This window comes from Kordia antarctica (assembly GCF_009901525.1).
Classification (GTDB): Bacteria; Bacteroidota; Bacteroidia; order Flavobacteriales; family Flavobacteriaceae; genus Kordia; species Kordia antarctica.
Genome location: NZ_CP019288.1, coordinates 4015711 through 4037909 on the forward strand (window position 1 = coordinate 4015711; position 22199 = coordinate 4037909).

Consider the following 22199-nt stretch of genomic DNA (forward strand, 5'->3'; position numbering starts at 1 on the left):
GGTAATAGTTCCATGCTAGTCGCTTTTGGGTAGGGTAGTCAAGTTCTTTTCTTTTTGTTCATGTTCAATGCGTGTATGAACTCGTTTTGCCAAGTCAATCAGTGCCAAGAATCGCTGTTCAGCTTCTTTGATATGTTCTTCTGATTTGTTGGCTAATAAGGTTCTAATAAATGGGATAGGTGTCTGTTGTGTAGTCATAACAGTACCTATGCTACAAAGTCTTTTAAAAATAAAAAGACCTAACAAACGTCACATCTTCATAATTAAGTGATAGCGATACATACTGTCGCCATGAAGCATCGAATGTACAATCGAGATGTTAGCTATCTAGCATTTACTAATTTTAGAAACAACCATAAACTCTTTGGCATCAAACAAAGAGATCGACTCCTTCATACTTACATTCTAGGAAAGACAGGAACAGGGAAGACCAATCTATTAACGACACTCATTCTTCAAGATATTAAACACGACAGAGGTGTATGTGTTTTTGATGTACATGGCGACCTCTCACACACCATTATCAGTCACATTCCCAAGTACAGAATCCGTGATTTCATTCATCTTGATATTTCAAATCCACATCTTGAATACCGATACAATCCGCTTAAACGTGTTTCAGAAGAAAAACGTTCCTTGGTTGCATCATCCTTGTTAGAAACCTTTCAGAAGCTTTGGCGTGGTGCTTGGGGCGTGAAATTGGAGCATATCCTACGCTATGTCATTCTCACGCTGTTAGAGCAACCACGGGCAAATTTGGCGGATATTCCACGACTCATTCATGACCAACGCTATCAGCAAGCATGTGTAAGAAATACCACGAGTAAGGTCATTACATCGTTTTGGATTGATGAATTTCCAAAATACACCAAAAATGATTTAGTTCCGATTCTCAACAAGGTTGGAGCCTTCCTTGTTCATCCCGCTATTCGTCGATTCTTGATTGAAAATAAGAAAGAACTGTCACTGCGCCGGTGCATGGATGAAGGGAAGATTGTCATTGTCGATATCAGCAAAGGGAAGTTGGGTGTTGATGTATCAAATCTTGTCGGTTCATTTCTGTTAAACGCCATTATGAGTGCAGGTTTTTCAAGAATTGATACCCAAGAAGACAAGCGCAGAATGTTCCATGTCTTTTTAGATGAGTTTCACAACTACACGACTCCTTCCATTGTAAATATGCTTTCAGAAATTAGAAAATGGAATATTTCTTTAACGATGGCGCATCAATACTTGTATCAAATTGATGGAGATATTAGGAATTCGGTATTGGGGAATGTGGGAACCATTATCTGCTTTCGCTTGGGACAAGCCGATGCCAAGTACATGGAAAAAGAGTTTTATCCTGTATTTACTTCTTCAGATGTAAGCAATTTAGAGAACCATGACATTTATCTCAAGCTTATGATAAGTGGACGACCTAGCCGACCTTTTTCAGCAACAACGGTTGAATTCTCATACATTTTGACGTTACCAACGTAACATCTTTTTTTCTGAAAGACTTCCATTCATACTCGTATCAGAACGAACCTTAAATTCAATACGACATGAAAACAACTTTACCAAGTACGTGGCTCAATCACACCCACGAAATTGAACTTCATTATGTACGACCACTGTTTGAAGAGATGCAGTACATACGAAGTTCAAAAAGTGTAAATGAGATGATACGACAGTACGCAAACCCAAAACAACTTGATGTAAAAGAACACTTTTGGACAATTTTTTTGAATAACGCTAATGGTGTTGTTGGTATTGCTGAAATTGGTACAGGAAGTTGTACCAGTGTAATTATCCATACCAAGCACATCTTTCAACTAGCACTCTTAACCAATGCAAGCGCTATCATCGTAGTTCACAATCATCCTTCAGGAAAACTGAGCATTTCAAGAGCAGATAAAGGAATTACTAAGAAACTATGCAACGCAGGAGACCTCATTGATGTTAGAGTTCTTGACCACCTTATCATCACTTCTGAAAGCTATATCTCTTTGGCTGATGAAAACTTAATGTAGCACATCTTTATCAATCCTCATTCCACTTTTTAATTTACATGAAAACCCCCATAACTTACTACGGAGGCAAAACCACTTTGCTCTCTAAAATAATTCCACTCATTCCACAACACCGAATCTATACCGAAAGTTTTTTTGGTGGTGGTGCGGTGTTCTTTGCAAAAGTTCCTTCTGAATCAGAAATCATCAACGATACCAATAACATGGTTATCAATTTCTATGACGTATGTAAAACTGATTTTGAGAATCTCAAAGCAAAGATTGAGGCAACGCTGTTTTCACGAGCAACGTATACGGTAGCATTTACGATGTACAGAATGCCACACTTGTTTAGTAAGTTACAACAAGCGTGGGCATTCTACATTGCTACGAACATGGGATTTGCCTGCAAGATTGGAAGTTGGGGATTTGATAAGTATGGGAAGCGATTAAAGGCAATGCAGAACAAGAAAATTCGATTTGATGGAAATATTCCCAAGCGATTGTTGAATACTCAAATTGAGAATAACGATGCGTGTAAGGTGATTGAAACCTATGATACCGAAGATGCTTTTCACTACGTTGATCCGCCATATTTCAATGCCAATATGGGACACTACGATGGATATACCGAAGCAGATTACATCAAATTATTAGAAACGCTATCAACGGTAAAAGGCAAATTTCTTCTCAGTTCATATCCATCAGATATTCTTGATAGATACGTAACAAAGAATGATTGGTATACCAAGACGGTAGACAAGCCATTGGTAGCGAGTAACGGAGCGAATTTCACCAAACGTAAGCGAAAGATAGAGGTGTTAACGGCAAACTATCCTCTATAAAACAACAAACACAAACTTTTAAAATTTGATACTTATGAACATCACCACACAAACAGTCGTGAGGCATTTTCTCATGCGATTGAGTAAAGCTGAGCATTCCCCAAAAGGAATACATCCATTCTTTGAAAACTTTTTCACCAAGCAAGAACTCATAGAGATGATAACGCTGATATTCAGCGAACACGAAGTAAAAGAAGTTGATTTATCCATACTCACTCATCGAGAATTGTTAGACATCATTGATGACGATATGAGTATTTTGAGTTGCTGTCTGTATCAGTGGAAACAAGAAGAATTATCTCATGAATCATCTAAAGAAAAGGAGGTAGACGACACTCTTGACCAATTACAGCATCACACTCATTATCTGCGAAATAAATTATCAGAGGATTGGGATAAATATGATGTCAGCAATTTCCGTGCACTCCAATTAAAAGCGGGGAAGATACGTAAGGTGTATGGCATTTACGATATTGAAATTACTCAATACCGAGCAGATTATGTGGATACGCCGCCCAAGCGTTTCTATGAAACAAAGCAACAGGCTACCGAAGTGATGAACGCCATGATTTCAGGTGGTAGTTGTGTACAAGGAGCCTTACATGTTTTGTCTATCTACAAAGGGATTTAAGCACTAACTCATTTAAAACTTAATAACTATGAAACTCATCAATGATGAATTAACAAAGCGATTCAAAGAAGTTGGTAGACAAAATAAAAACCCGCTGGTTATCGCTAAGTTCTTTGACCCTGCTGGGTCAGCAACATGGTACGCTACTGAATATGATGGAGAAACAAACATTTGTTTCGGCTATGTTACAGGACTCGCGTTCGATGAATGGGGAAGTTTCTCCATTACCGAATTAGAAGCGATTAAGCGGCCATTTGGATTAACCATTGAACGTGATATTCACTTCAAAGAAATACCATTTAACACATTAATGAATACTAACTTTTAAAATTACATACACATGGAACACACAAACATTGTTGATGTTTTATTACAAAACATCACTGACGACCAAGAACTTCTTAAGGGCATAGAGCAAAAGATTGATGATGCCAAGGAAGAAAAGAAAGACGTTCAAGAACGCATTAAAGGATATCACAAGGATGCTTCCGCTATGATGAAATATGCAAGTGCAGAACAAATTGCAAAGATTGAAGCCTTAGATATTAATGTATCGGAGTCAAAACAAGGACTCAATTCAGTTGCAACGACCACCTTTGATATCATGATGAATACCAAGAAGAAATTGATGACGAATGGAGAGTTATATCAAGCGTATGTTGATAGCTTGGATGACAAAGAAAAAGCGGTAAAGTATACCGAATTTAATATTAAGTGTCGTCCATTATTTAACAATCAGCGATTGATTCGAACCAAAGGAAGTGACCCAAAGTCGTCACGTACTGATGTTATTACACTCAATGGAAGTTCAAAGGCAGCGATTAAAAAAGAAACAACTAAAAAGAAATAGTAACTAAAAAAACACCCACACAAATGGGTGTTTATCTTTTATAAATTCAATTTTTACTCTACTACTATTTGCTCAATGCAAAATAATTCCCAATTATTTCTAGTATTTTTTTTAAAAGTCCATGATCTGATTCCATTTTCTAAGGTACTTACAAATACCACCGCTATGTCACCATCATCGGAAAAAATGGGAGTAGAGATTGTCTGTATATGATGTCTTCTTTCGTTTTTCCAAAAAAAAGATTCCATATCCTCTCTTTTGATATTTACATTGTTTTCGACTAATTCATTAAGTTTATTTTTATTACTTTGTCTTTTCAACGAAAAATCGGTTATGACATGAGTGCTTGTTATACTGTCTGTATTCCAAGAACTATTGTCTGATCTAAACTTTTTTATATCAAACTTTGAAAATCTTGAGTCTTGTATGTCATTTTCGGGACATTTATTTATCATCTTCCCATTTTCAAATCGTTTAAATCCTGGATTCGTAATAATTTCATTTGATATAGAACTATTTAAAACGACTTTTTTCAAACCTATGCTGTCGTAACGAGCTTCATTAACGAGAGAGTCAATAATGATATTTGTTAGATTATATTTAATATTAGAAATAGATTTAGTTTTACACGATGTAATAATTATCGTTATCAATAGAAGTAAAAAAAAATTGTTGTATTTCATAATTTTAGTCATTACAAGTTAAAGTTGATGCTTTCGTCCCCTTAGCTTCATTTCCAGAAGATATTTCTTGAGCAATTACATTCTCGATCACTATCCTTGCAGGATTTAGAGGGAATGGCGGATATAATTCATCAAAAAATCCAGTATCTCTTAATCCAGACCATGCAAGCATTTTACAATACTGTAATAGACCATCATTTACTTGGTCATTAGGATTACTATCAAATTCAGTAAATTGGGCATCCGTATAATCAGATTTTGTTGTCGCCCATGTGTACATTCCGTTTGCTATTAAATCTTTTAAACCAACCATATAAGTATGTTGACTGATGTTGGTATCACCGATTTGTTGTCTTTTTTCAATGAAAGCTTCAACGAGTTCTTTGTAAGTTGGGTCAGCATTTGCAGGTGTTACCACTAGTCCACCCGAGTAATAAAAATGTAAAAGTACGGCATGAATGGCTTCGTGAATAGTTGCCCCGACAATTTTTAAGTCGGTGGAGTTTGATAATGATTCAGTATTAAAAACAGTCTTAAAGCTAAAGTCATTATCACTAGGATTACCATTGGTATATGCTGTCTGTAGAATAGTTCCTGTATTTTCTGCACTATACGTTACATTTAATGTCCCCCCATTTACATCAATAGCTGAATCACTTTCAAAGATAGCTCTGAATAAATCTAAGATAGGAGTTCTCAGGCTATATGATTCAATAATGATTTTCTTTTGGCAGGGGTAATCATTCAAAGATGAGTGTAGAATAATTTTTTCATCATACTCAACTTCTGAACCATCCATAAATTCATCAATAGCAACATCATTAAAATTAGCTGATTCAGCGTCACAGGAATTGGTTTCTAGGTAATTGAGCATAGGAATTGTTACAATTCTCAAAGCATCCTGCAACCATTGAATTTCAGTATCTAATAATGGTGGTAGTCCAGTACCATTTAAAGAGCTAAAAGAATTAGCGTTCATACAATTAACAATCTGTTGCCATGCAGGAATCACGGGAACTAATGGAATCTCTTCATCATCATGCGGGTCAGTATCATCAGGATTATTACCACCTCCCGATGGACTTCCAAATGGACCGTCGCCTCCTGTTGAGCCACCACCAATTTGTATACATCCTGTTACCACCCATGCTCCAGAGCATACTTCAAAAGCTCTATCACCTCCTTGTGCACTACAAGATTCGCCTGGTCCATGAGTTCCATCTCCTGATGGCTCCATGCAGTTAAAAGCAACACAATTTCCTGCACTTGCATCCCAACTGACAAGTTCTTGCATTGTACCTGTACAGGGATAAATGATTTCGGCATAGAGTAAGCTTTCATCAACAATATTCTGTACGGTTGCTGTTTGCATATTGTGACTTAGTTTTCCATTCACTTCTTCTAATGGGTATGTTGCCAATAGCTGATTGTAGTTTCCATCATCATATATGGTGAGAATATAGTTTTCAGCAGTGAAGATATCATAGGTACCTCTCATTACCTTAAAAGTATAGCTGGTATATCGGTCACTAGAAATAACTTGAATTTCATCGGTTTGAATGGTGAATCCATAATTATTTGAAACCACATCTTCCGTAGATAATTGATTATTCGTATTAAATTGTGTCCGCAAGAATATATCAAGGTCTTTATTGTCCTTAAAGAGTTCTTCTCCTTGTACACGCTTACCGCTCAGTTCATGAAGTGGACTTTGTGATTGTATTTCTTCCTCAGATACTGATTGTTCTTTTTGACATCCTGCTAATAGGAGAATACTTGAAGTGACGATAACTAATGCAACCTTAAAAAAGTGCTTCATTGATTTTAGTTTTGATGATGAAAAAATAGCAATGTTACTATGTTCTTTTTTCAAATTACAGGTAAATATATGCTTTTTCTTACAGATAAGCATCGTGTACAGTTATAACTGTAAGCAGAAACTTTTATTGTATGCGCTTTGATTGATTTGAAATGGTATGACGTTATATTTTTTTATTTCGAATTGGCTGTTCACTACTCCTTAACAATCTTATACGTAGATATTCGATGTTCACTATCAGTTAATTGTAACAAATACATTCCTTGAGGAAGATGACCAATAGAAAGTGATTGATTGTGATAGCTAGACGAAACTTTTTGTCCTTGCAGATTAAACACGTTAACATCACTTATTTGATATTCTGAATCAATTGTTAGAAGGTCTTGGGTTGGGTTAGGGAATATTTTGATTGATGTTTTGAATCTTACATCATTAACTGACAAGACAAATTGTTCATCGCTTAGATACACTCTCAAAAAGTTAACTCTCGTAGCTGATGGTGTTGTAATTGCCCCCACCGAATTATCAGCACTTCTTATTTCAAAATAATACAGGTTAAGAGTATCATCGTATCTAAAGCGAGGTGCTAAACTTTCTCCCCATCCATCGGGAATGCTATACCATTGCGATGGAACGAGAGAGTTCAGAGGATATTGGCTAAAATCAAAGCCGCTGGGGAATACTAAATACGATACGTGCGAGTCGCTTGGCGCAAGCGTACCATTACCCGTTTTTTCAACATAGTTAAAGACTGACGTTGCAGGAGCAACCTGTATCACTTGGTTATATTCACTATCTAAGAGGGGAACATAATTTGAGTTGTACACTACGGTATTAAAACCACCATTGAATTCGGGAAGTAAGGTTCCATCAATTTCGGGAGCATAATTTGAATCTTGCTCGTGTTCTGTTCCGTAGGTTTGAATACATTCTAGTACACCATTATCATATGAGACAAAGGAATACTTCGTTTCTAAAAAGAGGTAATTGTTATTCTCTCCCATCGCATTACCAAAGATGCGCATGTCGTATTTAGGATTCAACTTTTTGTCGTAATACCGAACAGAATTGGAGTAGAGACCAATAGGAGTGTTCACAGGAACGCTTCCGACCTTTGCAAAAATTACATCCTGTTCCGTAAAGAAGATATCGGTACTCACGGTAAAACTAATATGTTCTTTTGTGATATTCCAATTGTTATCAAGTTGAAAAACATCATCGTAATCAATAAGGTAGTAAGTTCCGCTTTCATACGGGTCTTCAGCCATTTCTGAGAAGGTATGCCCTGCGGTCACAACGACAGGCGCAATGATTTGCTGTGTAGTTGGGTTAACACGTAAATAAAAAATATTAAATACATCGTCTTGACCATAAATGGTACCGTTGACTTCCAAGGTTGCGAATGAGGACAGTTCAAGAACAATATCACCATTGCTCGCTTGAAACATATCTTGTGCGCTAAATTCGTTTGATGAGCTAATTTCATCGTTAAGTTTGATATGCCAATGTTCATCTAAGTTATCGTCATAGGCAAGCAGAACCACTTGTACTTGATTACCATTAGGGTCATGTGAAAAGCTAAAGTCATCCGTTCCATTGTTGGGTACATTATCTGGAGGGTCAGTTACATTAAAAAGAGCATAGTGTTCTTGTTGTCCTTTTAACATAGCCTTGCAAGATACATTCACAAGTCGCTTATCAAGCAATGGGGTATCTCCTGTGTTATCATACTTGGCAAACGAGTAGTAAATGTTTGAGAAAATATCCACTCTAATTGAACCAAATACCGCAAATTCAGTGTTGTTGATAAAGTGAGCAACTCTTGGTATTGAAACACAACAGTTATCAGCATTCTCATTGGTAAAGTTTATCGTCGTCCCTATTTGATTAAAATTTTGGTCGAATCTCATAATCTTTCCATAACCAAAATCTAATATGGCATCATCGGGTAGTGATAATATAAGGTATGAACCATCGTCGTTTTTAACAGCGAATTCAAACCAGTCGTCCGCTATATACTTGAAGTTATCAGCGAATTGGCAGTGTCCTATATAGGTAAAGAGGGCGCAAAAAAGGAGTAAAAGTTTCTTCATAATGTTCAGATTTAGATTACACGTTCTGCAAACATAATAAAAAAACATTTACCCAACAATTTTGTTGGGTAAATAATCAATCAATACTCCTATTTTACGAAATAACTTAACATTTCATTGATTGGAGGATAAGGAACTAGCGGAACTAATTCTAAGTATTGGTCAGCGTATACGTGAACTAAGAAAAGAACAAAACATGACCCAACTTGATTTAGGAATTAAGTCGGGTATGGAAGAGAATGCCGTTCAGCGACTTGAAACTGCTCGTACAAGTCCAACGATTAAGACCTTACACAGGATTGCGAAAGGATTGAATGTAGAGTTAAGAGAGTTGTTTTAGTAACTAACGCTCCAATCCTCTATCTTTAGATTTCTTATTCTGCATAGCATTAAGTTCATTCAATCGTGATTGACTACGTTCCTTTTCATACAAACGTTTTCCATCCTGTAAGCCAATAAAATAATCATTACGTGATTCACTCTTGAGAAGATTTTCAAGAAGTTGAGGTTGGTACTCCGCTAGAAGATATGCGTGATTCACTCCTTTGATATATTGTTGTTCATTTGCTATCTCCATTAGAAGATTGATTTACGATGAGTTTCTAAATAGGACATAATGGAATCGTAATCATACAAAATGATTTTCTTCTGTGGTTGCGAATATGAAATTGCTCCTGTATCACGTAGTTTTTGAATAGTCGTTCGACTCTTAACATTAAGAATTTCCATGGCACGTTCTTGTGATACCCACTTTTCTTGGTTGAGTTGTTGCTTCTCTTTTATTCGTCCAACTACTTCTTCAACGAGTTGATAGAATGCTTCATCATGTAAACAGATTACTTCCATGAACTAAAGATATGAAATATTTAGAAGTCCAATACCTTATTCAAAGCTTCATCTTCTTCTTTGTGCGTAAAGTTAGATTGATAGTTAATTGTTGTAGTGATTGAAGAGTGACGATACAATTTCTGTAAAGTTTGTATAGGAATCTTGTCGCCAGATATATTACCAAAGGTATGACGAGCAATATGCATCGTTAGTTTCTTATCAATTTCGCATTTAGTTGCGATAGAGGCGAGGTACTTATTAAACTTCTTGGTAGCGGTTTTTGTTTTAGCTAAGATGTCTTTTGGAGATTTTAGATTTGCTTTTTTCATTTCGGGAAAGATAAAGTCATCATTTCTTTGTTTTGAATCTTCGTAGTGTGAAATGATATCAATAGCCTTTTCGGGTAGTTGTAAGGACAACAGCTTACTATTTTTATTCATCCGATAGTTGAGGCGACCATCATAAATATCACTCCATTTTATCTTTATCACATCGCCAACACGCATTCCTGCAAGGTAGAAGCTAAAGAGCCATACATTTCGTGTGTGCTGTTCCTGTAAACTAAGCTTATCGCTATTCGCAATCGCTTGAACCTCTTCAATAGAGAGTCCAACTTTTGTAGATTCTGGAAATCGAATCACAATCTTATCTCTTCCGAATGGATAGTGTTTCTGTTCAACGATTCCAGCTCTAATTGCTCGGTTAAAGAGTGTTCTAACAACAACAAGATTGTTAACGATTGATCGCTGACTCACACCTTTTTCAATTTTCAAATATGACATAAATCGTCTAAGAAAGATTTCATCAATCTCACGGAAGTTGAGTGCCAGTGATTTTGAAAACTCAACGACATACTTCACACGCACCTTATCAGCAGATAATTGATTCAGTTTGTTGTTTCGTTCTAGTTCATTGAGATAATCTTGTCCAAGCTCATTAAAGCTTTTATCACTCATCGGATTCTTAATCTCCTTTTTGATTTGCTGTGCGCTAATCTCCATATCATTGGATTGGAGTTCAATGAGTGTACTGTTAGCTTCTGCAAGTTTAGATGCAATGAGATTATTTAGTCGTGCTGAATTTGGATGTGATTTTCGTACCTTGCGTTCATCTTCGTTCCAATACTTTTTGTCTATGTAGTGACCGATATATATGTACGAAGGCTTGCGATTTTTAATGATTCTGACCACCAGTGGGTAGAGTCCTTCTTTATTAACTTTGTTCCGTAACAGTACTTTTACACTTGTTGCCATTTTCCCTTCTTTTTATCTAAGTTACGAAATTTAGGTAAAACATAGGTAAAACATTTGGTGTTTTTTCATGGTTTTTTGTGAACAGTGAATTTAGTAAAACATTGGTAATCAATTGATTTTTAGTACACATACGCTCAAATGGGTTCAAATTGAACTGGATTCAAAATCCAGTTCTTTCGGGAGTGTGGGTTCGATTCCCACCTCGAGTACTAAAATGAAAATCTCAACAGAAATGTTGGGATTTTTTGTTTTAAAACTATTGCTCAAATGTTAATTACGGTGTTCCCGTAAGTAGTTAACAATTTGTTTTTATAATTTTCTGTCTAATCAAAACTTTATATTATGTTAGATAAACTTTCAAATCTGCAAGGTGTTCAAACACTGAGCAAAGAGGAGCAACAAATTATTCTCGGAGGTAATTGTTGTCTGAGTTGGTGCTCTAAACATTGTCAGTATCATTAAATTTATTCACAGCGAACTTCGGTTCGCTTTTCTTTTCTCCGTACTTTTCATAGTGCTTTTCTTCATTCTTCAATTAATATTTAAAGTTTCTATAATATTTACTATTCATAGAGACCTTGTTTAGATTTTGAGTTTTTTGATATAGTTTTTTTAATTCTATGTTCTAAGAAGCATTCAAGAAGTAAGAATGAGAACTTAAGAGCTTGTTTATTTTCTTCAAATCCTCAATAAAAAAGGTCGGTTTTAGAAACTTTTAGTGTACACAAAGGCTTTAGCAGAAATGTTAGAGCCTTTTTTTATTAGGTAAAACATAGGTAAAGGCATATCACTTTATCTATCAATTCTAAAAACTTGGCGGTGGCGGACAAATGTTAGGTTTCATAAACTCTTTAGGAATTTGATCAAACTTATCACTTTCAAAAAAATTGAATGTATGATGCCACCAAGCTTTTAAAGCTTTTTTTTCTGTAAATAGGTAAGAACTAACCACTTTATACTCACCATTTATCTTTGAAATCATGATAGAAATCGCAAAAAAGTAAACGTATTCAGCACTATTCTTTTTTAGCGCGTAATAGTTAAAATTATAAAATTCTTTTTTTGTAGTAGGCATAATGAAGCTTCCATAAAGAATAAATTCTTTGGAGTCTAAATCCTTTTTATACTTTGCCAAAGCGGAATATGTCCAAGTGTTTACAGGTGGTTTTCTTTTTTTAAATTGATCTATTTCTCCTATTTTTAAAGGAGTTATAAATTTATAGCCAATATCTTCTACCTTTTCAAATACTGCCGCATCTTGTGCAACAATACTGTTGATATTCAAAAATAAAATAACGATAAAAAATGTATATGTTTTCAATAGAATTATAATTAAATTGCCACTTTAAAAATCGTATAACGCTGTTCCAAATCATTAATATCAGCTTGTAATAAGAATGATTTTTCGCCAGTTTCCATCACTAATTTTGCGTAATTCTCTAAGGTTTTTGTGTATGAATTGTTTTGATCTGCATCTAAAATAGTAGTTAACGCTTCCATTAATTTTATAATTATAAAAGGACTTGAGCTTCCGTATTGTCTAATTAGATTAAAACCAGCATTCAAATAACCTTCAAACGTATCATTAATCGTAATAACTCTCAGTACATCATCTTCATCTTTAATAGCAGCATCTGGAATTTTAGCATTGGTCAATTGACATAAAATAGACGTTAAATTATCAATACAATTCATTGCAGTATACGGATTGTTCACGCCTGGCGATAATGCTTTGGAAGCAATCTCCACAATTTGATGAATCCCAAATTCAACATCTTGAAAAAAGGTTTTCTTCTTAGCGAGTATAAAGGTAGTTTTTAAAGAAAGTTCTTTTTCATCAATCACTTCGTTTTTATCTCGTTGAAAAATCTCAAAAATGGATTGATTCGCCACAATATAAGTGCCTGGTTTATATAATGTCTTAATTACAATATTGTGTTCACGTGCAATTTCGATTAACAAATTCAAATCAAAATATTGAATGTAGCCGCTAAACTCAGAAGGAATACTTTTTATCTTAGTAAGTGTTTCGGTTGGGTTTTCAGATTCAACAATTGTAGCGTTTTCATCAATCTGATGCGGATACATGGTATGAATGCTATTTTCAATTCGAACACGCAATTCGTTGATAATTTTACTCGGTTGAATACTCATGCTAATACTATGAATAAAAATCACCAATAAAAACACATTAAATACGGCAAGAATCAACGCAAATAAAATAGATAAATTTGGTATAAAAGCGTAGTCGTCATTATCTCTTATTGCATTAATCACAATAATACAATACAAAAACACACCAACATATTGTCCTAAAACAACTTGATTCAATCGTTTATACATAAAATTCTGAAGCAATCGCGGACCAAACTGCGAAGACGCAAGCTGTAATACAACAATCGTAATTGAAAACACGGTTCCTGCAATTCCAACCATGGAACCTGCAATAACAGTCAATACATTTCGCCCAGAATTTGAGTTCTCTGAAAAAACAATCTTAAAAACACCTTCAGGCGTAAATGGATGCGTTTTATCAACATATAAAAGAAAAATAGCGGCAAGAATGCTCATCACAATAATCAGTGTCGGTATAAACCAGAAACTATCTCGTATATTTTTAAAAAGGTATTTTAGGTTGAGCATTGGTCGTTTTTATTGATGCGACAAGATATTACTAAATTCTCACTTTGTTGTTTCAAATGTATAAGATTTGATTAATTTCGTAGCATGCTAAAAAATTACGAACACATTGAAGAATTACTTATTGATGCAACAAAAGAACAGTTGTATGAAAAATTAATAGCGCAACTCAACAAAGATTTTACACTCGCTAATATTGAAGAATCTTTCTCGCAGGAACTAAAACCCGATGAACTCAAAACAGAATTACACGAAATTGTATACCGATTAATTCAAGAAAAATTTGCGGAATACCTGAATCTACTCTACATCATGGATGTTTCTGAAGCCAAAATAAAAGCGTTAGATGGTTCTGATATGTTGCAACTTTCAGAAAACGTTGTTTTGCTCATGCTAAAACGCGAATGGCAAAAGGTTTGGTTTAAAAATAAACTCTAAAAAACGGCACCAACGCATTTGCATAAATACTTTTATCATCATCATGTAGCACATTATACCGAACACCAACGGTAATATTACTCGTTGTATACCCAACGCCAAAAAATACGGCTGGTTGCCAATAATTATCATCCACAAAAATTGGATCTTCAAAATTACGACTCACATTCAAATACTCAAACTCACTTGAAAGTTGAATTTCAGGTATCGGATTAAACAATCCAATAAAACTTCCACCAACAACAGTAGACTTAAAAAAATCATCATCATTAAAATAGGTGTAATTCAACGAAACTCCTGCCGCAAACTGCGCGTTAAAATCATAAATAGCACTTGGCGCTACTGTGGCACTAAAAATTCCGTTTCCAAAACTCAAGCCCAATCCGCCACCAAAACGAACATTTTGCCAAAAATCGCTTCCTTGCGAATTATTAGAATTGCGTTGTGAAAATGCGGAAAATGAAATTAAACACATGGAAATTATCAAAAACACGTTTTTTGAGCGGAAAAAAATAGAATCTTTCATTTCTTAAAAATCTTAAATATTAATCATATAAATATATGGAAAACATATGATGTGTTTTTTACAAAAGTTGTATTTTTGATAAAATTTTGTCAAAACAAGACAGGAAGTAAAAAACATGGATAGATTTTCCTTTTTAAATGCAGCGCATACAGCATATTTTGCTGAATTATACGATCAATATTTACAAAATCCTGATAGCGTAGAGCCAAGTTGGCGCGCTTTCTTTCAAGGATATGATTTTGGAACCGAAAGTTATGGAGAAGAGCAAGATGCTACGGAAACCGTTTCAAATGTTGTCATTCCTGAAAATGTAAAGAAAGAATTTCAAGTTGTAAAACTTATTGACGGATATCGTACTCGTGGACACTTATTCACGAGAACAAATCCGGTGCGCGAACGAAGAAAATACGAGCCAACATTAGCGTTAGAAAATTTCGGATTAAACGAAAATGATTTAGACAAATCGTTTGAAGCAGGCGAAATTATTGGTCTTGGAAAAACAACATTGCGAAACATTATTACACACCTAGAACGTATTTATTGCGAATCTATCGGTGTGGAATATATGTATATCAGAAAACCAGAACAGATTGAATGGATTCAACAAAAATTGAATGTAAACGACAATCATCCGCAGTTTTCGGCAGACGAAAAAAAGTATATTCTAAAAAAATTAAATGAAGCTGTTTCTTTTGAAAACTTCTTACACACAAAATATGTTGGACAAAAACGTTTCTCGCTAGAAGGTGGAGAATCGTTAATTCCTGCACTAGATGCAGTTGTTGAAAAAGCAGCAGACAAAGGTGTAAAAGAGTTTGTTCTTGGAATGGCACACAGAGGTCGCTTGAATGTGTTGAAAAATATCTTTGGGAAATCTGCAATAGATATCTTTAGTGAATTTGATGGGAAAGATTATGAAGAAGTAATTTTTGACGGTGATGTAAAATATCACTTAGGATTAACTTCAGATAGAGAAACCGTAAATGGTAAAAAAATCCGCATGAACATTGCGCCGAATCCTTCACACTTGGAAACTGTTGGTGCCGTTGTGGAAGGAATTGCACGTGCAAAACAAGATCGTGATCATGCTCATAATTTCTCAGAAGTATTACCAATAGTAATTCACGGTGATGCTGCAATTGCAGGACAAGGTTTGGTTTACGAAATTGTGCAAATGGCTCAATTAGATGGTTACAAAACTGGAGGAACTATTCATATTGTTGTAAACAATCAAATTGGATTTACAACGAACTATTTAGATGGACGTTCATCAACGTATTGTACAGATGTTGGTAAAGTAACGCTTTCGCCAGTATTACACGTAAATGCAGACGACGCAGAAGCAGTTGTACACGCAGCATTATTTGCGTTGGAATACAGAATGGCATTTAAGCGTGATGTATTTATTGACTTATTAGGATATCGTAAATATGGTCATAACGAAGGTGATGAGCCACGTTTTACACAACCAAAATTATACAAAGCAATTGCTAAACATAATAATCCACGTGATGTCTACGCTGAAAAACTTCAGAAACAAGGAATCATTGATGGAAACTATGTGCAAGAAATAGAAAAACAATACAAAGACTTACTAGAAGAGAAACTAGAAGACTCTCGTAAAGAAGAAAAAACAGTCATTACGCCATTCATGCAAGAAGCTTGGAAAGACTTAGGTCTAGAAAGAGTTGATGAAGAAGCAATGGCAAAAAATATAGATACAACCTATCCAACAGAAAAATTAACTGAAATTGCCAAAGTTGTATCAAAACTTCCGTCAGATAAAAAGTTCTTACGTAAAATAGAACGCTTAATCTCAAGTCGTTTAGACATGTTTGAGCAAGACAAGATCGATTGGGGAATGGGAGAAATGTTAGCATACGGATCTTTATTGCAAGAAGGATTTGATGTGCGGATCTCAGGACAAGATGTAGAAAGAGGAACATTCTCGCACCGACATGCAGTTGTAAAAGCAGAAGAATCGGAAGAAGAAATTATATTATTAGAACATGTAGCGAAAAATCAAGGAAACTTCTACATCTATAATTCATTATTATCAGAATATGGAGTTGTAGGATTTGATTATGGATATGCAATGGCAAGTCCGAACACACTAACCATTTGGGAAGCACAATTTGGAGATTTCAGCAATGGAGCGCAAATTATGATTGATCAATATATTTCTGCCGCAGAAGACAAGTGGAAAACACCAAACGGATTGGTACTATTATTGCCACATGGTTATGAAGGACAAGGAGCAGAACATTCATCGGGTCGTATGGAACGGTATTTACAAATGTGTGCAAAAGACAATATGTTTATTGCCGATTGTACAACGCCAGCAAATTTTTATCACTTGTTGCGTCGTCAGATGAAAGCAGATTTCAGAAAGCCATTAATCGTATTCACACCAAAAAGTTTATTACGTCATCCAAAAGCGGTTTCAGCTGTAGCTGAATTTGCAAACGGAACTTTTCAGAAGTTAATTGATGATGTTGATGTAAAAGCAGACAACGTAAAAACGTTGGTATTCTGTACAGGTAAATTTTATTATGATTTATTAGAAGAACGCGAAAATCAAGGAAGAGAAGCTGATGTTGCTTTAGTTCGATTGGAGCAATTATTTCCGTTGCCGAAAACAAAAATTAAAGAAATAATTGCAAAATATACCAACGCAGACGAGATTGTTTGGGCACAAGAAGAGCCTAGAAATATGGGAGCGTACAGTCATTTACTAATGCACATGGATGAAGTGAGAAACTTTAGAGTAGCTTCTAGAAGATTTTACGGAGCACCAGCAGCAGGAAGTTCGGTGCGATCAAAACGTCGTCATGCAGAAGTAATCACATATGTTTTTGATAAAACTAAAGACAACATGCGTTAAGGATTGATGCGGCATCCTTTTATCGTCAGTTCGAGTGAATTTGTGTGTTGAGCTTAAGCGAAATAACAAATTTGTATCGAGAACAAGATAAAAGATATAGCGGAAAGCCTGACCACAAGAAACCATTGCGCGAAGCAGAAATGGATTTTTGTGGAAACGCCCAAACAAAAATAAAATACAAACTAAAATATAGAACACGATGATTTTAGAAATGAAAGTTCCTTCGCCAGGAGAATCCATCACTGAAGTAGAAATTGCAGAGTGGTTAGTACAAGACGGCGATTATGTAACAAAAGACCAGGCAATTGCTGAGGTTGATTCTGATAAAGCAACGTTAGAGTTGCCAGCAGAAGCTAGTGGAACAATCACCTTAAAAGCAGAAGAAGGCGATGCAGTAGCTGTTGGACAAGTAGTTTGTTTGATTGATACAAGTGCAGAAGCTCCAAGTGGCGACGCACCAAAAGCAGCAAAGAAGGCCGACACACCAAAAGCCGATGCTCCAAAAGCAGAAGCGCCTAAAAAGGAAGCAGCGCCAAAAGCTACCGAACCTGCAAAAACATATGCTTCGGGAAGTGCTTCTCCAGCAGCTAAGAAAGTATTAGCTGAAAAAGGAATGGACGCAAACGCAGTAACAGGAACAGGAAAAGATGGTCGTGTTACAAAAGACGACGCAGTAAATGCGCAACCAAGTATGGGAACTCCTTCTGGTGGAACACGTGGAAGCGAGCGTAAAAAATTATCAATGTTGCGCAGAAAAGTCGCGGAACGTTTAGTATCTGCAAAGAATGAAACGGCAATGTTAACTACATTTAATGAAGTTGATATGTCGCCAATTTTTGCCTTACGTACAGAATACAAAGAAGCGTTTAAAGCAAAGCATGGCGTAGGATTAGGATTTATGTCTTTCTTCACGTTGGCAATTGTAAGAGCGTTAAAATTATATCCAGCGGTCAACTCAATGATTGATGGAAAGGAAATGATTAGTTATGATTTCTGTGACATTAGTATTGCGGTTTCTGGACCAAAAGGATTGATGGTTCCTGTAATTAGAAATGCAGAAAACTTATCATTTAGAGGTGTTGAAGCGGAAGTAAAAAGATTAGCAATTAGAGCAAGAGACGGACAAATTACCGTTGATGAAATGACAGGCGGAACATTCACAGTTTCAAACGGTGGAGTTTTCGGAAGTATGTTATCAACGCCAATAATCAATCCGCCGCAATCGGCAATCTTAGGAATGCACAATATTGTTGAGCGTCCAGTTGCTCTAAACGGTGAAGTAGTGATTAGACCAATTATGTATGTTGCGGTATCATATGATCACAGAATTATTGATGGAAAAGAATCGGTAGGATTCTTAGTAGCAGTTAAAGAAGCATTGGAAAATCCGACAGAATTATTGATGGATAATAATGTAAAGAAATCATTAGAATTGTAGAAAATTCAATTCAAATTATATAAGTAATAAATAACCATTGCAACTGAAAAGTAGTAATGGTTATTTTTTTTTGTAAATTTATAGGTGTTTACTTTTTAATGCTTTATTGTTTAAAACCAACCATTATGAGAACGATTCTTACCATAATTTCTCTTTTTTTCGCAACGTCTGCTTTTTCGCAATACACAATTACGATAGATGCTTTTGTTTTAGATGAACATACAAAACAGCCAATTCCGTATGTGAATATTCAATGTGTTGGAAAAGACATCAAGACAATTACAAATGCTTCTGGTAAATTTACACTTACGTTTGATGAAGATTTTGTAAGCGACACCGATACTTTTCAATTTATAACAATTGGGTATGATTCACTTTCGGTAGAAATGTCAAAACTTAGTAAATATTTGATGGTTTCCAATAAAATATATCTGACAGCGACTAAAAAAGAAACGCTCGGAAATACAATTAATGGAACTGTTTTTAGTGGAAAAAACATGACAATTCAAAATGCTGCTGTTCGTATAAAAAATACATTTATAGAAGTTCAAACTACCGTTGATGGACACTTTGAAATACCAACCAAAATAGGCGATACACTTGTAGTTGATTACATAGGAATGCACGAAAAAGAAATAATTGTTTCTAGTTTGAATTCTGTCAACATAAAATTAAAACCCAACGCAGAACTCTTGAAAGCAGTTTTGATTAAAGGAAATAAAACGAAAAAGAAAAAACGATATGTTGATACTGGATTTGGAAAAGTAGATTTCAATGCGTTTTCATTAGGTTCCATGTTAACTTCAGATGATATAGGTTCGCATCGTGTATATCTTACAGATGTTTTAAGAGGAAGAATTGCGGGTTTAAATGTAGCTATGGGCGAAGGAAATGTTCGTTCTCGATTTAATTCTTGGGCTCGAACAAGCTTTAAATCAGCGACAAGTAAAATAAGAACACAACCTGGACAACCAATTCTCTCCATCAGAGGTCAGGAAGCACTTATATTCTATGACGGATTTCCATATTACGGAAATATAAATGAAATAGATGTAAATACCATTGATACTATTGTGGTTTTAAAATCGTTGGCAACAACAGTATTGTATGGAAGTCAACCCACTATATTAATCACATCTAAAAATAGATTTCTGGAAAAAGATGAAAACGGACAAGCAATTGATGCCGCTTTGGTGACTGATAATTTATATACGGAATCAGTACCTTTATTATCTGGCACAACTCAAAAATCAAATTATATTTCAGCATTGCAAAACGCAAAAACGTATCAAGAAGCATTGAAAATATACAAAGCGCAATCGCAAAACGAGAAATTTCAAACCGTATCTTATTATGTAGATGTTTCTGAATATTTTATGAAGTGGAATCGAGAAAAATCAATAGAAATATTATTAAACATAGAAAAAATCGCGGGAAGCAATCCGAAAGTATTAAAAGTATTAGCGTATAAGTTAGAAGAATTGAAGCAGTTTGAACAGGCAAAATTAATCTATCAACGAATTGCGACACTTTTACCAAATGCAGCACAATCGTATCGCGATTTAGCTTTGATTTACAAAAACACAGGCGATTACCAACAATCGTTGGATTTGTATAAAAAAATGCTTGCGAATTCCATCGAAAACATAGATTTCAAAAGTTTGGAAAAACCATTATTAAGCGAAATGCAACAATTACTTCGAAGATATAGAAGTGAAGTAGCTTATAAAGATTTACCATCAAATGTATTAACGACAACTTTTAAATACGATGTTCGAATTGTGTTTGAGTGGAATACCGCTGACGCAGAATTTGAATTGCAATTCGTAAACCCAAATAGTAAATTTTACACTTGGGAACATTCAATCATTGCAAATAAAAATCGCATGCTTAATGAGGTAAAAAATGGATGTCACATGGAAGAATTCATTATTGATGAAGCGATGGATTCAGGTGAATGGATTATCAATGTGAAAAATCTAAAAGCAGCAAAAGCATTCAGTCCAACGTATTTAAAGTATACGATCTACAAAAATTACGGAATGCAAAATGAGGAACGAACTGTAAAAGTGATACAACTCAACAAGCAACAAGAAAAGGTTACCATTGATAAAATAAAATATCAACCAGCACAATAACTATCATGTTTTTAGAACAATGCATAGGCATTTACACAAAATCCTGCGATTAATAACAGCATCTGGAGTACAAATAATAAAGTAATTCGTTTGTTGTTTTGATTAAGGGAAGTCATAACAAGTTGGTGTTTGGTTTTCAATATGATAAAATTGCGAAAAAAAATAATTCCAAACAATACGTAAAATCACCTGTTTTTTAGTGAAACTCAGTTTTAAGAAGCCTGAAAGGCGAACTGAAAACTGTTAGTTGAACTAACTCCGTCGTAGGACGGAGTCTCTAAGAAGTTCCAATGTTTTTTTGGAGTCAAAGTTAAGAAGCCTGAAAGGCGAACTGAAAACTGTTAGTTGAACTAATTCCGTCGCAAGACGGAATCTCTAGGAAGTAATTTTTATCAAATATTTTAAAAGCCAAAAATGTACATTAAAAGCTGCTAGTTGAACTAACTCTGCATTAGTGCGGAGTCTTTAAGAAGTTATCATGATTTTTTGGAGTTAAAATTTAGAAGATATTAGTGCATTCATTTTTAATAAATTATTTTTAAAATACCAAAATAAGATTATTTCAAATACAAACAATTCTTATTATAATCGATCACAGCTTTTCCTTTTCGTAAAATATCTGCACCAATAATTCCGTGCACAGGTTCCGCTTCATGTTGTGTTAACGCTGTATTTACATGATCTAAATTGAACAAAACCAACGCAATTCGTTTTTTTTGCCATTTTCCAATAGAAACTTTATTTCTTTTAGAAATCTGCGTGTCCATATTAATAGCACCAGCGCCAGCAGCTTTAATCTTGGAATCTTTGGCAATCAAATTAAAAGTTTCAATAGATTCAAAACCAACACATGAAGTAGACGCGCCAGTATCTAAAATAAAACTTCCTTCAATACCATTAATCTTTGCTTTTACTTCGTAATGATTTGTATTAATTCTGTTTAATTTGATGCGCTGATAACCTTTGTCTAACAAAAACTTTCGTAAACTCTTTTTCATGTGTGATACTGCTTATGGTGGATTTATGCTAAAATACAAATCAAAATGCATGCCTACACGGAATTACTGTTTGTATTGTCATGCAAGAAGTGACAAGTGATGCGAAAATGATAGCAAATGTCATACTTTTTAAAAAGAAGC

General features: G+C 35.0%; 21 protein-coding genes and 1 tRNA gene. 12 read left to right on the forward strand and 10 right to left on the reverse strand.

Going from position 1 to position 22199, the window contains the following annotated elements; all coding sequences use genetic code 11:
- The first annotated feature begins 291 nt into the window (after positions 1–291).
- From IMCC3317_RS16725 to IMCC3317_RS16750, 6 genes are all read left to right on the forward strand, one after another.
- Entirely contained in the window at positions 292–1482 is a 1191-nt protein-coding gene (locus IMCC3317_RS16725) for a type IV secretory system conjugative DNA transfer family protein (protein WP_160130630.1), read from the forward strand.
- A 65-nt stretch (positions 1483–1547) separates the two neighbouring features.
- Positions 1548–2015, forward strand: coding sequence for a JAB domain-containing protein (locus IMCC3317_RS16730; protein ID WP_160130631.1), 468 nt, complete (start codon positions 1548–1550; stop codon positions 2013–2015).
- Between the two features lie 38 nt (positions 2016–2053).
- Positions 2054–2839, forward strand: a complete 786-nt coding sequence (locus IMCC3317_RS16735; protein ID WP_160130632.1) for a DNA adenine methylase — start codon at positions 2054–2056, stop codon at positions 2837–2839.
- Positions 2840–2873: 34 nt separating this feature from the next.
- Entirely contained in the window at positions 2874–3470 is a 597-nt protein-coding gene (locus tag IMCC3317_RS16740; protein ID WP_160130633.1) for a hypothetical protein, read from the forward strand.
- Between the two features lie 28 nt (positions 3471–3498).
- A complete protein-coding gene (locus tag IMCC3317_RS16745; protein WP_160130634.1) occupies positions 3499–3798 on the forward strand; it encodes a DUF2958 domain-containing protein in 300 nt (99 codons plus the stop codon).
- 12 nt (positions 3799–3810) lie between these two features.
- Positions 3811–4320 (forward strand): hypothetical protein, encoded by a 510-nt coding sequence (locus IMCC3317_RS16750; RefSeq protein WP_160130635.1) that lies wholly within the window; start codon positions 3811–3813, stop codon positions 4318–4320.
- Between the two features lie 53 nt (positions 4321–4373).
- Here IMCC3317_RS16750 and IMCC3317_RS16755 read toward each other — a convergent pair whose 3' ends face one another.
- From IMCC3317_RS16755 to IMCC3317_RS16765, 3 genes are all read right to left on the reverse strand, one after another.
- Positions 4374–5003: a hypothetical protein gene (locus IMCC3317_RS16755; RefSeq protein ID WP_160130636.1), complete on the reverse strand. Its 630-nt coding sequence runs from the start codon at positions 5001–5003 to the stop codon at positions 4374–4376.
- A 4-nt stretch (positions 5004–5007) separates the two neighbouring features.
- Complete coding sequence (locus IMCC3317_RS16760) at positions 5008–6876, reverse strand: hypothetical protein (protein WP_160130637.1); 1869 nt, start codon at positions 6874–6876, stop codon at positions 5008–5010.
- A 140-nt stretch (positions 6877–7016) separates the two neighbouring features.
- Entirely contained in the window at positions 7017–8915 is a 1899-nt protein-coding gene (locus IMCC3317_RS16765) for a T9SS type A sorting domain-containing protein (protein WP_160130638.1), read from the reverse strand.
- A gap of 121 nt (positions 8916–9036) precedes the next feature.
- Here IMCC3317_RS16765 and IMCC3317_RS23905 point away from each other — a divergent pair, with 121 nt between their 5' ends.
- Entirely contained in the window at positions 9037–9255 is a 219-nt protein-coding gene (locus tag IMCC3317_RS23905) for a helix-turn-helix domain-containing protein (protein WP_160130639.1), read from the forward strand.
- Between the two features lie 3 nt (positions 9256–9258).
- Here the strand turns inward: IMCC3317_RS23905 and IMCC3317_RS16775 are convergent, their stop codons facing one another.
- Genes IMCC3317_RS16775 through IMCC3317_RS16785 form a run of 3 tightly spaced genes read right to left on the reverse strand, consistent with a single transcriptional unit; the run spans position 9259 to position 10996 of the window.
- A complete protein-coding gene (locus IMCC3317_RS16775) occupies positions 9259–9492 on the reverse strand; it encodes a hypothetical protein (RefSeq protein WP_160130640.1) in 234 nt (77 codons plus the stop codon).
- The gene (locus IMCC3317_RS16780; RefSeq protein ID WP_160130641.1) at positions 9492–9761 is read right to left on the reverse strand and encodes a helix-turn-helix domain-containing protein; all 270 of its coding nucleotides are present in this window, start codon (positions 9759–9761) and stop codon (positions 9492–9494) included. The genes IMCC3317_RS16775 and IMCC3317_RS16780 overlap by 1 nt, the downstream gene beginning before the upstream one ends.
- Before the next feature lie 20 nt (positions 9762–9781).
- Positions 9782–10996, reverse strand: a complete 1215-nt coding sequence (locus tag IMCC3317_RS16785) for a site-specific integrase (RefSeq protein ID WP_160130643.1) — start codon at positions 10994–10996, stop codon at positions 9782–9784.
- A 132-nt stretch (positions 10997–11128) separates the two neighbouring features.
- Here IMCC3317_RS16785 and IMCC3317_RS16790 point away from each other — a divergent pair.
- Positions 11129–11205: transfer RNA gene (locus tag IMCC3317_RS16790), tRNA-OTHER, on the forward strand.
- Between the two features lie 596 nt (positions 11206–11801).
- On the opposite strand, the gene IMCC3317_RS16795 is transcribed toward IMCC3317_RS16790, so the two are convergent.
- On the reverse strand, positions 11802–12317 hold the full coding sequence (locus IMCC3317_RS16795) for a hypothetical protein (RefSeq protein WP_160130644.1): 516 nt from the start codon (positions 12315–12317) through the stop codon (positions 11802–11804).
- An 11-nt stretch (positions 12318–12328) separates the two neighbouring features.
- Positions 12329–13639, reverse strand: a complete 1311-nt coding sequence (locus IMCC3317_RS16800) for a DUF2254 domain-containing protein (protein ID WP_160130645.1) — start codon at positions 13637–13639, stop codon at positions 12329–12331.
- 84 nt (positions 13640–13723) lie between these two features.
- On the opposite strand from IMCC3317_RS16800, the gene IMCC3317_RS16805 reads away from it, so the two are divergent.
- The gene (locus IMCC3317_RS16805; protein WP_160130647.1) at positions 13724–14074 is read left to right on the forward strand and encodes a hypothetical protein; all 351 of its coding nucleotides are present in this window, start codon (positions 13724–13726) and stop codon (positions 14072–14074) included.
- Here IMCC3317_RS16805 and IMCC3317_RS16810 read toward each other — a convergent pair.
- Positions 14058–14567, reverse strand: coding sequence for an alpha-ketoglutarate decarboxylase (locus tag IMCC3317_RS16810; protein WP_228055062.1), 510 nt, complete (start codon positions 14565–14567; stop codon positions 14058–14060). The two genes, IMCC3317_RS16805 and IMCC3317_RS16810, sit on opposite strands and share 17 nt — an antisense overlap.
- Positions 14568–14715: 148 nt before the next feature.
- Between IMCC3317_RS16810 and IMCC3317_RS16815 the strand changes: the two genes are divergently transcribed.
- The 3 genes from IMCC3317_RS16815 (at position 14716) to IMCC3317_RS16825 (ending at position 21060) form a co-directional block, all read left to right on the forward strand.
- Entirely contained in the window at positions 14716–17484 is a 2769-nt protein-coding gene (locus tag IMCC3317_RS16815) for a 2-oxoglutarate dehydrogenase E1 component (protein WP_160130648.1), read from the forward strand.
- A 199-nt stretch (positions 17485–17683) separates the two neighbouring features.
- Complete coding sequence (gene odhB / locus IMCC3317_RS16820) at positions 17684–18922, forward strand: 2-oxoglutarate dehydrogenase complex dihydrolipoyllysine-residue succinyltransferase (RefSeq protein WP_160130649.1); 1239 nt, start codon at positions 17684–17686, stop codon at positions 18920–18922.
- A gap of 125 nt (positions 18923–19047) precedes the next feature.
- Positions 19048–21060: a carboxypeptidase-like regulatory domain-containing protein gene (locus tag IMCC3317_RS16825; protein WP_160130650.1), complete on the forward strand. Its 2013-nt coding sequence runs from the start codon at positions 19048–19050 to the stop codon at positions 21058–21060.
- 557 nt (positions 21061–21617) lie between these two features.
- Here the strand turns inward: IMCC3317_RS16825 and IMCC3317_RS16830 are convergent.
- On the reverse strand, positions 21618–22058 hold the full coding sequence (locus tag IMCC3317_RS16830) for a retropepsin-like aspartic protease (protein ID WP_160130651.1): 441 nt from the start codon (positions 22056–22058) through the stop codon (positions 21618–21620).
- Positions 22059–22199 lie beyond the last annotated feature (141 nt).